Raw genomic sequence first — 12,919 nt, forward strand, 5'->3', positions numbered from 1 at the left:
GTTTTTCGAGAAATCCGGGTTTTCGGCTCTTGTATCAGAACTGATACTGAAACCGGGTCAGGAACACTTTTTCCGTCGGACGATCCCGGCCTCGGGCCGCGCCGCCGTCGAAATAGGTCTGGGCGTAATCGGCCATCAACTTGATATTGGGGTTGAGAAACCAGTTCAGGCCCAGCGCCCACTCGGTGGCTTTGCTGGCCGAGGTGGACGGGTTGGCGAAAGCGCCGTTGTACTTGAAAGTGTCGTCGTCCACGTCCAGTTCGCCCCATCGCGCGGCGATCTGGAAAGCGCCCCAGGTGCCGGCGAAGGGATCGAAGTTTCGGGCCGGCTTGATCCCGAAGAACGAGTTCCTTTCGCCGGTCAGCACATACGAGGTCTGCACTTGCCAGGCGGTGTTGTCCTGGCGCGCGGTTCGGGTTCTCGTACCGTCGGCGAGGCGCTGGGATGAAATCACGTACTCGGTCAGCAGCCCGAACGACCCCCAGTACCAATAAGCCCCGGGCGTGATGCGGTAGGCGTCTCCGAAAGCGGTGACGTTCGGGTTGTAATTCAGGAAAGCCTGCTGTCCGGCCGAGGTCAGCCGGTTCAAGCTGTGTCCTCTCGGTTGCCCCCAACTGCCAGCAAGATTGATACCCAGGCCTTCCAAAGCCGGGATGCCGCTGTGCATGAAAGGATGCGAAATGAGACGGCCGGCGAACTCCTTGTTGTCGTCCCGCTCGCTGTCTACGTTACCCCCGTCGCGGGCGCCGTTGAAGACGCCGAGTTCGTAGCCGAAGAACTCCTTGAACACCGGCAAGATCGTGTACTGCGTTTTATAGCCGGGGTAGGGGATCTGGCCGTGCAGCATTACGCCGATATCGCGTGCCGGCGTGAGGTTCTGGGTCAGTGCTCGCTCGACGAACGCGATATTGGGCGCGCCTTGCTGACGTTCCAGGCCGTTGATGGGCGGTCTGAATTTGCCCGCCATCAGGCTGGCGTACGGAAAATAGTGCAAATCGGCGAAGGCGTCGAACAGGCGCAGATTGCCTTGGCCGAAATCCGGCGAGAAACGGAAATCCGCCCATTTGAAGAAGGTGCCGTCGATGGTCAGACGGGCGCGGCGGATGGAAAACTTGTCCGGAATCGCATCGCCCGTCGAATCGTCCATGAAAAAATTGCCGTCGGCCTGGGCATAGGCGCGGAGGCTCAGGCGATAGTTCTCGTCGGCGGATTTGACGACCAGGCCCTTGTTGCCGATCTCGACCTTGGGCGCATTCTTTGCCGCTTCCGCCGTCACCTTGCGATCCTGCTCGATTTTTTTCTCGAGCGTGGCGACTTTGTCGTTCAGCGCTTTTACCTCGCCGTCAGATGTGGCAACGGGGAGATTTTTCGGATTCGTTTCCTGCGTTTTTGCGGCGATTTGTTTACGAAGCTGCGTGTTTTCATTCTCCGATTGTTCCAGGCGGGTTTCCATTTCCACGAGGCGCCGTTCCATCGCCTGCATGCGTTCTTCCATGGTCGCCGCAGACACGCCGTGAGGCGAGCTAAAGAGTAAGCCGTGACAAGCGACGGCGAGCGCTGTTTTTTTTCTTATAGTCATGAGAAGTTTCCCCAATTTGTTTGGCCGTTAAGCTGCGACGCCTCATTGCAAGCCGTCTCCGATCGCGATGGCTGGTTCTTTGATTGGTGTTTCCCCCCTTCCGGTCCACGTCATTGCGTAGCCGAAAAACCCTTTGAACGTTAATTCGTTATTTATTTAAAGTTATAACGATAATCGAGCAAAAACAGGGCCAATAATGGGGCGAACATCTCGACGAGAGGGAATTGGTCGGCAACGGCTGGCGTCCCGCAACTGCCGGAGGCCTAGTGCCTATGCTGTTGAATATTCGGCGGAAACGCGTTTTCGCTTGGGCTTAATCGTTCGGTTTGTGCTTCGTTATATACGTTAATAAATATCGATACAAGTAGTTCGGCCGGCGAGCGTCGGATAGCTATGGTGGCGAAAGGAATGTCAGGTTTCGAACAGGAAGAATGTCGGTTTTCCAACAAAAGCGATCGGCGGATCACGGCAGTCGGGCGAGAACTCGGCTAAGCTTCCATGGCGCCGGAACGGGCACCGTTGCCTGCCGGTGTCCTGAGTATTACCCCTAATTGGAGATGTCTGTGAACAAGATCGGCAAGTTCGGTGTGGTGGGGATTCTGGTGATTGCGGGCGGCGCGTCCGCCGCCTCGGCGGAAGAAGTGCCCAAAGTATTTCGCGATGCGCCGGCCCAGAAAGGCCAATGGCGCATGGAGATTCTCAAGTTCGACGGCGGCGAAGGCGACGGAGAGGCTGTGAGCGCCATGCCCAAAAGCATGTCGATGTGCATGGACAGCATCATGGACATGGCCAAGAAGAGTGAGCAGCAGCAGGGGCCGAGCACATGCCGCGGCAAGATCCTCGAAAACAAGGATAATCGCGCCGTTTACGAGGCCACGTGCGAAAGCGGCGTCTACCGCAGCACCATAACCCGTGAGGGGCCGCGTTCGTTCTTGATCGAAGCCGCCGGGAAGAGCCCAGAAGGCTCTTTCGCCATGACATCACGCTACACCTACGAAGGGCCCTGCAAGGGAAACGGCGGGCAGCCGGCCATCAGCTTCGACAAGAACAGCGAAGCCTGCAAGGCGATGAAAGCGCAGATGTTCCAGATGGACCCGAAGATTGCGTGCGCCGGCGCGACGGGAGCGGCCCGCCAAACCTGCGAGCAGCAGATGGCGCAATCGCTCGCTCAAATGAAGAGTATGTGTGAATAATGGCGGCGTATTCGATCCGCGAATTTTCCGGATCGTGGGCCCGCGGCTCGGAAATTCTTTCCCGGCGCCGCCGTCCGGCCAACGGATTCGTCGGCAAAGGATTGCCGACCTACGACTGAGCACCCTGTAGGTCGGGAATCCTTTCCCGACGTTACGGTCCGACCGAGCGTCTTCGTCGGCAAGGGATTGCCGACCTACGACCGTGCACCCTGTAGGCCGCGAATCCCTTCCCGACATTCGCTAGATTTTTTGTCGAATGACCGAAGCCGTAGAACGACTCGGGAAACGAGCAACATGCTACGCAGGATAGGGCGATAGCCGCCAGTTCACGGGCTGTTGTACAGCACTTCGCCCAGCGCCCCGATATCGTAGCCGCCCAGGCTTTGGGCCTTTTCCGCGAATTCCGGGGCGCGGGTGAATTTCAGCAGGGTTTGGAACGGCGGCTCGAAATAATCGCGCCGGCGGATGACGAGGTCGAAGCGTTCCCGCGCCAGAGTCAGGAATTCCAGTTTCATTTGCCGGGCCACGGACTGCACCGCGATGCCGGCGTCCGCCTGGCCGCTGCAGACCGCAAGCCCGATGTCGACGTGGCCGCGGGCCGGCTGGGGCAGGAGATTCAAACTCTCGATCGAAAGCCCCGACTGCTTGAGCAAATGCCGGAAGAGCAGACGGCTGCCGGCGCCTTCCTGTCTTTCGATGATCCGCGCGCGGGTCCGGGCCAAATCGGAGAGGGCACGGATGCCGAGCGGATTGCCGGCCGGGAGCACCAGTCCCTGCTCCCGCCAGGCCCAGTGCAGAACCACGATTTCCGCGCCTTTCAGATGTTCCTTGACCGCCGGCAAGTTGTATTCGCCGCTTGCCGGGTCGAGCAGGTGAATGCCGCACAGCACCCCTTCGTCGGCGGTGAACCGTTCCAAACCCTCGGTGCTGCCGTTCATCTGCATGGCCAAGGGGTAGCCGGTTTCTCCCAGTGCCCATTCCAGCAGCGGATCGTGACTGCCGACCACCACCTGCGGCAGCGGGCGGACTTCCGCGCCCGGCTGTACCTGGAACTCGCTGTTCTGCTTGAGCCAGATGTCGATCTGCTCCTTCGGGAACAGCCACTTGCCCGTGACCCGAGTGCAGGGAATGCGTTTCTGGGCAAGCAGATCGTAAATCTTGCGTTCTTTGAGACGCAGATAACGCGCGACTTCCGGAACCGTCATCATGTTCTGCGTATCCGATTCGTCCTTTACCATGATTGGGTCTCAATCGTTTCTTGGAGTAAGAAATTCAGGACTGTACCTGCATAAACCAAAGGGATTGTAACCCAAGGGCTATGGCTATAAACGAAAGCCCATATCGACTAGCGCCTGCCTCACCCGATCATCCCCGAGAAACTCCCGAAAACGGCGAACACCGGGTTTTTCCAAATGGCTTTTCGCCACCAGAAAATCGTAATGTTCGTCCTGAACGGGTATGAACCCGAGACCGTATTGGGCGGCGACCGTTTCGATGGCGACGCCCCAGTCGGCGCGGCCTTGCGCCACGGCGGCGGCCACCGCGTTGTGCGACTTGGGTTGCACGGGGTAGCCGGGCGGCTGCCCGCCTTCGAGCAAGCGGTCGATCAGGATGCGGGTTCCGCTGCCGGCATTGCGGTTGATCATGAGGCAGCTCGCATCCTCGCGCGCAGCGGCCAGCGCCGCTTCGAGCGGTTTTCCGGCAAACCGCGGGTCGTCCTTGCGGAACACGATGCCCTGCATGCGGCGGTAGCCAGGGACGAGTTCGAGTTCCGCCGTCAGCAGGTGGCGGTTGTATTCGCCGGTCGCGGGGTCCATGAGATGCACCCCGGCGATGTCGCATTCGCCCCGCTTGGCCGCCGCCGCGCCGCCCATGCTGCCGACGTAGAAGGCTTTGACGCTTAAGGCCCGCTGCTGCAATAGCGTCAACAGATAATCCAGCCCCGCGCACTGGCTGCCCACGAACACCAGTTCGGCGGGTTCCAGCGCCTGGCCGAGCAGTTGCACCGAGACTGCGCTGCCCGCCGGAACCTGTTCGGTGCGCTGGTCGATGGCGATGAACCCGTCCGCGAAGCTGAAAGCGGTCACCGCGCCGGAGCCTTTTCCCATTGGGTAGGCCGCGAGTCCGTCGTCGGTCGGCATCAGGCTGACCAAAAGGTATTCGGTGCGTCCCCGCTCCGATGTAACCCGCATGGGCAGCGTGGCTTCGACCGACCGTGTTCTCGCGGCGGGCAGTCCCGCCAGGCGCCTCAATACCGGAGCGACGAACTCGTGGAAGTTGAAGATCGCCGAGGTGGGAAAGCCGGGCAGCACCACCACAGGCTTGCCGTCGGTCACGGCCAGGCAAATCGGCTTGCCGGGTTTGAGCGCCACCCCGTGCGCCACGATGCCGGGGTTCTTCAAGGCGCTGACGGCGCGGTAGGACAGGTCGCCCGCGCCTTTCGAAGTGCCGCCCGAGAGCAGCACCATGTCGCATTCCAAGCCCCGCCTCAACGCGCTATCGAGTGCCGACTCGTCATCCGGCACCACGCCGAGGCTCACCGGTTCGCCGCCGAGTTCGCGCACGGCCGCCGCGAGTATCGTGCCGTTGGAGTCGTAGACCTTGCCGGGGCGCAGCGGCTCGCCGGGCGGAACGATTTCGTTGCCGGTGGAGATGATTGCGACGCGCGGGCGGAGATAAACGTCCACCCGGTCCAGACCGATGGCGGCCAACACCCCGAGCTCCCGCGACGTGAGCCATTGCCCGGCGCGCATCACGGTTTCGCCTTTGGCGACGTCGGTGCCGGCGAAAGCGACGAACTGGCCGGGCAGGGCGGGTTTGCGGATTTCGATGCGGAGCGGCTGGCGATCTTCCAGCAATTCGGTGTGCTCGATCATCACCACCGCATCGGCGCCCCTCGGCAGCATGCCGCCTGTCGCGATGGGGGTGGCGGTCCCGGCCGTGACGGCCATCGACGGTTCGACGCCGGGCGCGAGCACCTCCGGGTTCAGGGACAACGCCGCCGGAACTTCGTCGCTCGCGCCGTAAGTATCCCCGGACCGGACCGCGAAGCCGTCCACGCTGGCGCGATCGAAGGCCGGCACGTCCACGGGCGCGCTCACGGTGCGCGCCAGCACCCGGCCCAAGGCATCGGCGAGCGGAACGGTTTCACGGCCGGACGGCTCCAGCCGGAGATGGGCATGAAACCGCGCCGCCGCTTCCGTGCGGTCGATGACGTCCAGAAATTGCTCCTGGCGGGCCGCGCGCCTGAGGTCGTCGTTAGAGGACATGATTCGGTTCCGAGTCGAGGGAGTCATAAAGGTATACGGTCACTTCGGTGCCGGGCGGATAACCTTCGCAGTCTTCGGGCACCAGCAGAAATCCGTCGGCAGCGGCAAGGGCCGAGAGGCGGGTATTGCCGCCCACGGCGACGGGTTCGGCGCCGTTCGGCGTCAGCCGTACCCGGCAATAGTCGGTGCTGCCGAGTTCCGAGCTGATTTTCTTGGTCAAGACGACCCGCCGTGCCGGATAAGGCCAGGCCGTGCTTCGGCCGCCCATGCGCCGTATGGCGCGGCCCGCGAAAAGATCATAGGCGCAGAAGCTGGCCACCGGTTCTCCCGGCAGAAGAAACACCAAGGTGCTTCCGATCCGGCCGATGCCGGTCGAGCGCCCCGGCTCCAGGGCGATGCCGTGCCAGGCCAGCTCTCCGGCCGTTTCCAGCGCTTCGGCGGCACGGTCGTTCCAGCCTTCGCCGCTGCTTCCCGCGATCAGCACCGCGTCGATTTCATCCGTGCGCAACGCCTCCCCGATCGCATCGTCGGTTACATGCATCCAAGCTGCGACTTCGCCCCCGTCCCGCGCCACGAGCGCTTTCAACATCGACGAGCCGGCCTCGAAATGCTGATGAGCACTGCGAGGCTGTTCCGGAACCGCCAAATCGTCGCCGGTGGTCACGAGCCTTATCCTGGGTCGTCGAACGACGATTATCCGATCCAATCCGCAGGCGGCCAACAAGGCCAGATCCTGGGCGCGCAAAAGCCTGCCTTCGGGCAGCAGCGGGCTGCCGCAGGCGATGTCCTTGCCTCGGCGGACGATGTGTTCGCCCGGCGCAACCGCCGCCGCGATATTCACGAAACCGCCGGCCTCCTCGGCGAGCGGGAACGGAACGATCGTATCCGCGCCGTCCGGCAGTGGCGCGCCTGCCACGACTCTCGCTGCCGTTCCGGGTTGTAGGGCGACTGCTGTATCGTGCAATTTCAGCATCACCGGGCTGTAGGCGCCCGCACCGATGGTTTCGAATCCGCGTACGGCATAACCGTCTATGGCGGCGCGGTCGAATGGGGGCACATCGATGGGCGACTGCACCGTTTCGGCGAGAACGCGCCCGCAGGCTTCGGACACCGCGACCGTTTCCGGCGGCAACGCGGAAACCTGCCGGTCCAGCCAGCGCAGCACCTCGTCGACGGATTCGTAGCGGGTGAACGTTTTCACGGGTGACGATCCGATGAGGAATCCGGTTTCAATCCATCCATTCGATCACGTGATCTTCCACGGACTCTACTTCGGCTTCCGGTATTGCATAACGGCGTATGGAAACCCCGGCATCGTGCACGGCTTCGCGGTCGCCGCAAACCAGGTGATGCCAAGCGGGCAGGTCTTTGCCTTCCGCCAGCAGCCGGTAGGCGCAGGTGGACGGAAGCCAATGGTATTGCGTGAAGCCGGCGCGCAGGTCCAGACATTCCGGAACCAAGACCGTGCGCTCTTGGTAATGAGTACAGCGGCAAGCCCCGATGTCGAGCAGCCGGCACGCCACGCTGGTGAAGAACAATTCGCCGGTGTCTTCGTCCTCGATCTTGTGCAGACAGCATTTTCCGCATCCGTCGCACAGCGATTCCCATTCCTGTTCGCTCATTTCGGCCAGTGATTTTTCGCGCCAGAAGGGTGTTTTCATGGGGTCGGCGATGGGGTGGGTTGATTCGGAAGGCTCATTTTAGCTTGAAAGGCACAGCCTTTTGTCGGCCTTTGCCCATCCTACATCTCCCCATTCTTCGCGAAAAAATGTGACATCTGTTGCAACAGCGACACGCTTTTGCAATAAAGTTTGCCCCCGGTGAGCCGGCGCCCATCGCACCAACTCGTCGACTTGTCTAATGGCTAAGTCTCTTTAATCAACCTCAACCCTGACAGGAGGATTTATGGACCCGAACGATATTTCCGTCTTAGACCAGCGCTTTGGCATCACCGGCGAGGTTGTTTTCAAGGAAGGTCCGAACGGGCAGGGTGTGGTGGAGATCAGCAACGGTCTCGCCATGGCGAGCATCGCCTTGCAGGGAGCTCATTTGATGAGTTGGGCGCCGCATCAGGAGGAACTGGTCATTTGGCTGTCGCCGAAGGCGAAGTTCGGGCCGGGCGAATCGATCCGCGGCGGCGTGCCGGTCTGTTGGCCTTGGTTCGGGCCGCATCCCGGCGAATCCTCTTTTCCCGCTCACGGTTTCGCGCGCACCCAGCCGTGGGAAGTGATCGAAGTGCTGGCGCTGGAGGACGGTTCGAATCGCTTGGGTTTTCGCCTCATCCGGAGCGACGAGACCTACGCACTATGGCCGCATTCGACACCGCTGGAACTCTATATGACCATAGGCACGGCGCTGGAGATGGAACTGGTGACGCATAACGACGGGCCTGCGCCGATCACTATCGGCGAGGCTCTGCACACATATTTTCAGGTCAGCGACATTCGTCGGATCTCGATACACGGCCTCGATGGCTGTTCCTATATCGACAAAACGGACGAGGGACGACGCAAACAGCAGTCGGGCCCCGTGACCTTTTCCGGGGAAACCGACCGGATTTATCTCGAATCCACGGCTGATTGCGTGATCGAGGATCCGGGCTTGAATCGCCGCATCCGCATCGCCAACCGGGGCAGCCGCTCCACGGTGGTGTGGAATCCTTGGGCCGAGAGGGCCGAGGCGCTGGGCGATTTCGACGAGGACGGTTATCTCCGCATGGTGTGCGTGGAAAGCGCCAACGCGGCGGACGATGTGGTGACGATCGAGCCGGGCGGGACGCACCGTCTCCGGGTGCGCTATACGGCGGAGCCGTTGCGTTGAGCGCTTTGGCAGACCTTGTGTCGCGCTTTGTGAACCGCGGCCTTTAAGGCGACTCGGCCGAAGCATGGAAATCCTCTATCAAGACGACTCTCTCGTGGCGGTGAACAAACCCGCCGGCCTGCTCGTCCACCGGAGCGCGATCGATCGCCACGAAACCCGGTACGCCATGCAGATCGTTCGCGACCGGCTCGGCCGCCGGGTGTATCCGGTCCATCGCCTGGACAAGCCGACCTCGGGCATACTGGTGTTCGCGCTCGATGCGGATACCGCCCGGCGGATGACGGAATTATTCTCCGGCGGCGGCGTCGACAAGACCTATCTCGCCGTAGTCCGCGGCTATGCGGACGAAACCGGCATTATCGATTATGCGCTGGAAGAACAGCTAGACCGGATCACCGACGCCAATGCGCAACGGGACAAACCGGCTCAGCCGGCGGTAACGTGCTACCGCAGGCTAGGGATTGCGGAACTCCCTTTCGCTGTCGGCCGTTACCCGACGGCCCGCTACTCGCTGTTGCGGATTTCACCCAAAACCGGGCGGAAGCATCAGATCCGGCGCCACATGAAGCATATTTTTCACCCGGTTGTAGGCGATACCAGCCATGGCGACGGGCGCCACAACAATTTTTTCAGGAGTCATTTCGGCTGCCATCGATTGCTGCTGTGCGCGACCGGTCTGGCATTCACTCATCCCGATACGGGCGAGAGGCTCCGTTTGGAAGCGCCCCTGGATGATTCTTTTCGGCGCATCGTGGACAATCTCGGCTGGGCCGACGTTTTGAACAAGGTCCCCGAATCCGGCCATTTACATAAACCAATCTATGACCCACACACCTAAGACTCAAATCATGGCCTTGTTCTGCGACTTCGAGAACATAGCCCTCGGCGTGCGCGACGCCAAATACGCTGCCTTCGACGTCCAGAAAGTGCTGGAGCGGCTGCTTCTCAAGGGCAATATCGTGGTCAAGAAGGCCTATTGCGACTGGGACCGCTACAAGGAATTCAAGGGCGGCATGCACGAGGCGGCCTTCGAGCTGATCGAAATTCCGCACGTGCGCCAATCGGGCAAGAATTCCGCCGACATCCGCATGGTCGTCGATGCGCTAGACCTGTGCTACACCAAGTCGCACGTCGACACCTTCGTGATCATCAGCGGCGACTCCGATTTTTCACCCCTGGTCAGTAAGCTGCGGGAGAACAACAAGGTCGTGATCGGCGTCGGGGTGAAGAAATCCACCTCCGATTTGCTGATCGCCAATTGCGACGAATTCATCTTTTACGACGATTTGGTGCGCGAGGCCGCGAAGCCGAGGCCCAAGGCCAGGCGCGCGCCCGCCAAGACGGCGCGCCAGCCGGGTCCGGAAGGCGAAAAGAAAGCCGAGGAAGACAAGAAGCAACAAGCGGTCGATTGGGTGCTCGAGACGGTCGAGGATCTTCTGGAAGAGCGCGGGGAAGAAGAAAAGGTGTGGGGGTCCATGGTCAAGCAGGCGCTGAAACGGCGAAAACCCGGTTTCAACGAAAGCTATCACGGTTTCCGCACCTTCGGAAAACTGCTGGAAGAAGCCCAGGAGCGGAAGCTGTTAAAGTTGGAATACGATGAAAAATCAGGGGGTTACATCATCAAGGGCCTGGCCCGAGAGGACTAGCCCGGAATTTACCACGGCTTGCCGAAATACACCGGGCCCCGAAAGCCGCGTCTTTTGTACTCGCGTTCGATTTCGCTTTTGAGCGCGGTCGGAATTTCCCGCAGGCTCATCGCGGTCAACTGGTATTCCAGATAGAAAAACGCCGCGCGGGGATCGCCCAGCGTCAGGTAATCGATATAAATTCGGGCAATCGCCGGCCACCGTTTCGGGTCGGGAAACGGGATGATTTGAGCGGTTGATTCGTCTGTTTCCATTTTTCGGCCACCTTACGCGATTCGACTTTGACGGGCGGCGCTTCGTTCACTACGAATGTCGAGTAAGGCTGCAAATCGATCCTGTCATCAAGTCGCCGGCAACTATTGCCGGTTCCGGCAAGCCGCCGCCTCTTTGGCGCGTCAAAAATCCGACGAAATGGCGGAAAATTTCATCATGTTATTGATTTAAAAATGAATATCCGATAGGAACGGAACCTGCATAAACGCTTCCGATACAACCAAAATCGAGCGGAAGCGTCATGAAAGCCGTTATCGTAAAAGTATTGATCGGGTCGGGGTTGTTCGGCCTGTTCGTTCTTCTCTTGTGGGCCGACCCGTCGGGCCGGTATTTCAATCTTTCGGGCCTTTTTCTGGTAGTCGTCGGAACGTTCGCCGCCACCGTGCTTGCCCATTCGTTTCGCGGCGTGACCGATTTGTTGCGCCGGCTGCGGAGCAAGCTAACAAATAAGGCGTCGATGGACAGCGAAGACTTGGATGTGTTCTTGCACCTCGTGGAAGCGCATCGCCGCGGCAGTGTCCGCGCGGCCGAGCAGTCGGCCCGGCGGCTTCAGGAATCTCTGCTTCGAACCGGCGCGGAGCTGGTGATCAATCGCACGCCGCAGGCCGACCTGACGCGCATGCTCCAGTGGAAAATCGGCGCGCAGCGAGAGCGCGATCAGGCCGAAATCCAGATCGTCCGGACCATGGGCGCTTTCGCGCCTGCCTTCGGCATGCTGGGAACGCTGCTCGGCCTCATCGGGATGATGTACGGTTTGGACGCGAATCGCATGGAGCAGATCGGAGAGTCCATGGGCTTCGCCATGCTGACCACGGTGTACGGGCTGGTATTGGCCAATCTGGTGTTGAAACCCCTGGCAACGCGCTTGGAACGGCGCGCCAACGAGAACCTGGCTTGGGCATACGTGCAGATGGAATCGGTGCTCATGTTGCATGACCGGTGTCATGCGGCGATGTTCCGGGATTATTGGCAGGCCTTCTTCGACCACCCGGAGGCGAGCGAACCGATCGATTCGCTCCCGCTCAGCGTGGCCAAATCGTAGCGGCGGGTTGTCCGAATGTCATCGAATCACGCATCGGCGATGACCCAGTTCCGGCGTCCGGAGACTCGGCGGGACGCCACCACCGATCCTTGGCGAGCGGCGGGGGCCGAACGGCCGTCCGAGCAGGGCGGCTGGCTGTTGAGCTATCTCGACGTGATGACCTTGCTGTTTTCGTTTTTCGTATTCCTGTTCGCCTATCAAAAGGCGCTGACGGTGGAGGCGAAAACCGCCCATCCCGAAACAGCGACGCAATCGACACAAGTTGCGGCTTCGATTCCGGTTTCTCCCGCGGTCATCAAGGCATCGAAGACCATTTCGACGAACCGGGCCCCAGCGTCTCCGCCTGTCCGGACGGCCCAGGATAGGAACCCTATAGCGGAAGCCGAGATCAAGGTTTACCCCGCTTATCCGGATGCGGCGAGGACTGTATCCGCGTTATCCCGACGCGAGCCCGAATATAAGGATGCGATTGTCGAGGCAGTTCCTCCGGCGCAAAAGGCCGAGGAAACGTCAAACGTGGCCGGACCTTCCAGCAAGCCGGTCGCGGCGGTTCCCGAAAAAGGCTGGATAGCCGAAGCCGGCGACATGGCGCTAAATGCGGCAGCATCCCTCGACAAAGCGTTCTCGGACGCGGATCTCGGCGGTTCGGTCGAGATTTCGGCGGCCAGCGGGGAAGTTCGCCTGGAGATTAACGACGCGATATTGTTCGACCCGGCCAGCGCCGAGCTTAAACCCGAAGGTGCGAGCGTGCTGGACCGTCTGGCCAGCGTGCTTGGTGCTCAAGGCGGGACGATCGAGGTCGAGGGGCATACCGACGACCGCCCCATCGGCACGGCGAAGTTCCGGTCCAATTGGGAGCTGTCGACTGCTCGGGCCAGCACCGTCACCCGCTATCTGATCGCACACGGCATTTCGCCCGAGCGCTTGCGCGCCGTCGGCCTGGCCGACACCCAGCCGCGTGAGGCCAACGATACGCCGGAGGGCAGGGCAAGAAACCGGCGCGTCTCCATCGTGATGTTCCTCCCGCGCGGAGGCGGCGTGAGGACCTGAGCGGGGCGGATTCAATCCTGGTTTTGCACGGCGTCGGGTCCGCAGCC

12 protein-coding genes are annotated in these 12,919 nt (G+C 61.0%); 6 read left to right on the top strand and 6 right to left on the bottom strand.

Annotated elements, in window-relative coordinates; genetic code table 11:
- Positions 1-34: 34 nt before the first annotated feature.
- Positions 35-1,579: a porin gene (locus ACR2R1_RS17025; protein WP_347258637.1), complete on the bottom strand. Its 1,545-nt coding sequence runs from the start codon at positions 1,577-1,579 to the stop codon at positions 35-37.
- A 563-nt stretch (positions 1,580-2,142) separates the two neighbouring features.
- On the opposite strand from ACR2R1_RS17025, the gene ACR2R1_RS17030 reads away from it, so the two are divergent.
- Entirely contained in the window at positions 2,143-2,772 is a 630-nt protein-coding gene (locus ACR2R1_RS17030) for a hypothetical protein (protein ID WP_077728564.1), read from the top strand.
- A 326-nt stretch (positions 2,773-3,098) separates the two neighbouring features.
- On the opposite strand, the gene ACR2R1_RS17035 is transcribed toward ACR2R1_RS17030, so the two are convergent.
- From ACR2R1_RS17035 to ACR2R1_RS17050, 4 genes are all read right to left on the bottom strand, one after another.
- On the bottom strand, positions 3,099-4,010 hold the full coding sequence (locus ACR2R1_RS17035) for a substrate-binding domain-containing protein (protein WP_434111076.1): 912 nt from the start codon (positions 4,008-4,010) through the stop codon (positions 3,099-3,101).
- An 84-nt stretch (positions 4,011-4,094) separates the two neighbouring features.
- Entirely contained in the window at positions 4,095-6,041 is a 1,947-nt protein-coding gene (locus tag ACR2R1_RS17040; RefSeq protein WP_434111078.1) for a molybdopterin biosynthesis protein, read from the bottom strand.
- Complete coding sequence (locus ACR2R1_RS17045; protein WP_434111080.1) at positions 6,031-7,242, bottom strand: molybdopterin molybdotransferase MoeA; 1,212 nt, start codon at positions 7,240-7,242, stop codon at positions 6,031-6,033. Before ACR2R1_RS17045 ends, ACR2R1_RS17040 begins: the two co-directional genes overlap by 11 nt.
- A 28-nt stretch (positions 7,243-7,270) precedes the next feature.
- On the bottom strand, positions 7,271-7,702 hold the full coding sequence (locus ACR2R1_RS17050; RefSeq protein ID WP_077728567.1) for a YcgN family cysteine cluster protein: 432 nt from the start codon (positions 7,700-7,702) through the stop codon (positions 7,271-7,273).
- Positions 7,703-7,946: 244 nt separating this feature from the next.
- Here ACR2R1_RS17050 and ACR2R1_RS17055 point away from each other — a divergent pair, with 244 nt between their 5' ends.
- The 3 genes from ACR2R1_RS17055 to ACR2R1_RS17065 all read left to right on the top strand — a co-directional run bounded on the left by ACR2R1_RS17055 (position 7,947) and on the right by ACR2R1_RS17065 (position 10,507).
- Entirely contained in the window at positions 7,947-8,861 is a 915-nt protein-coding gene (locus ACR2R1_RS17055; protein WP_086134903.1) for a D-hexose-6-phosphate mutarotase, read from the top strand.
- A gap of 64 nt (positions 8,862-8,925) precedes the next feature.
- A complete protein-coding gene (truC, locus tag ACR2R1_RS17060) occupies positions 8,926-9,699 on the top strand; it encodes a tRNA pseudouridine(65) synthase TruC (RefSeq protein WP_434111082.1) in 774 nt (257 codons plus the stop codon).
- A complete protein-coding gene (locus ACR2R1_RS17065; protein WP_077728570.1) occupies positions 9,683-10,507 on the top strand; it encodes an NYN domain-containing protein in 825 nt (274 codons plus the stop codon). Before truC ends, ACR2R1_RS17065 begins: the two co-directional genes overlap by 17 nt.
- 8 nt (positions 10,508-10,515) lie before the next feature.
- On the opposite strand, the gene ACR2R1_RS17070 is transcribed toward ACR2R1_RS17065, so the two are convergent.
- A complete protein-coding gene (locus ACR2R1_RS17070) occupies positions 10,516-10,761 on the bottom strand; it encodes a hypothetical protein (protein ID WP_077728571.1) in 246 nt (81 codons plus the stop codon).
- A gap of 260 nt (positions 10,762-11,021) precedes the next feature.
- Between ACR2R1_RS17070 and ACR2R1_RS17075 the strand changes: the two genes are divergently transcribed.
- Both ACR2R1_RS17075 and ACR2R1_RS17080 read left to right on the top strand, forming a co-directional pair.
- On the top strand, positions 11,022-11,822 hold the full coding sequence (locus tag ACR2R1_RS17075) for a motility protein A (protein ID WP_434111084.1): 801 nt from the start codon (positions 11,022-11,024) through the stop codon (positions 11,820-11,822).
- Positions 11,823-11,837: 15 nt separating this feature from the next.
- Positions 11,838-12,872, top strand: a complete 1,035-nt coding sequence (locus ACR2R1_RS17080) for an OmpA/MotB family protein (protein WP_434111086.1) — start codon at positions 11,838-11,840, stop codon at positions 12,870-12,872.
- The last annotated feature ends 47 nt before the right edge of the window (positions 12,873-12,919 follow it).

It is taken from the genome of Methylocaldum sp. GT1TLB (assembly GCF_051027445.1).
Classification (GTDB): Bacteria; Pseudomonadota; Gammaproteobacteria; order Methylococcales; family Methylococcaceae; genus Methylocaldum.

What these genes read in the sequence shown, in the direction of transcription:
- ACR2R1_RS17025 (WP_347258637.1), bottom strand. Translation starts at nt 1,579, where the DNA reads ATGACTATAAGAAAAAAAACAGCGCTCGCCGTCGCTTGTCACGGCTTA.
- ACR2R1_RS17035 (WP_434111076.1), bottom strand. Translation starts at nt 4,010, where the DNA reads ATGGTAAAGGACGAATCGGATACGCAGAACATGATGACGGTTCCGGAA.
- ACR2R1_RS17040 (WP_434111078.1), bottom strand. Translation starts at nt 6,041, where the DNA reads ATGTCCTCTAACGACGACCTCAGGCGCGCGGCCCGCCAGGAGCAATTT.
- ACR2R1_RS17050 (WP_077728567.1), bottom strand. Translation starts at nt 7,702, where the DNA reads ATGAAAACACCCTTCTGGCGCGAAAAATCACTGGCCGAAATGAGCGAA.
- ACR2R1_RS17055 (WP_086134903.1), top strand. Translation starts at nt 7,947, where the DNA reads ATGGACCCGAACGATATTTCCGTCTTAGACCAGCGCTTTGGCATCACC.
- truC (WP_434111082.1), top strand. Translation starts at nt 8,926, where the DNA reads ATGGAAATCCTCTATCAAGACGACTCTCTCGTGGCGGTGAACAAACCC.
- ACR2R1_RS17065 (WP_077728570.1), top strand. Translation starts at nt 9,683, where the DNA reads ATGACCCACACACCTAAGACTCAAATCATGGCCTTGTTCTGCGACTTC.
- ACR2R1_RS17070 (WP_077728571.1), bottom strand. Translation starts at nt 10,761, where the DNA reads ATGGAAACAGACGAATCAACCGCTCAAATCATCCCGTTTCCCGACCCG.
- ACR2R1_RS17075 (WP_434111084.1), top strand. Translation starts at nt 11,022, where the DNA reads ATGAAAGCCGTTATCGTAAAAGTATTGATCGGGTCGGGGTTGTTCGGC.
- ACR2R1_RS17080 (WP_434111086.1), top strand. Translation starts at nt 11,838, where the DNA reads ATGTCATCGAATCACGCATCGGCGATGACCCAGTTCCGGCGTCCGGAG.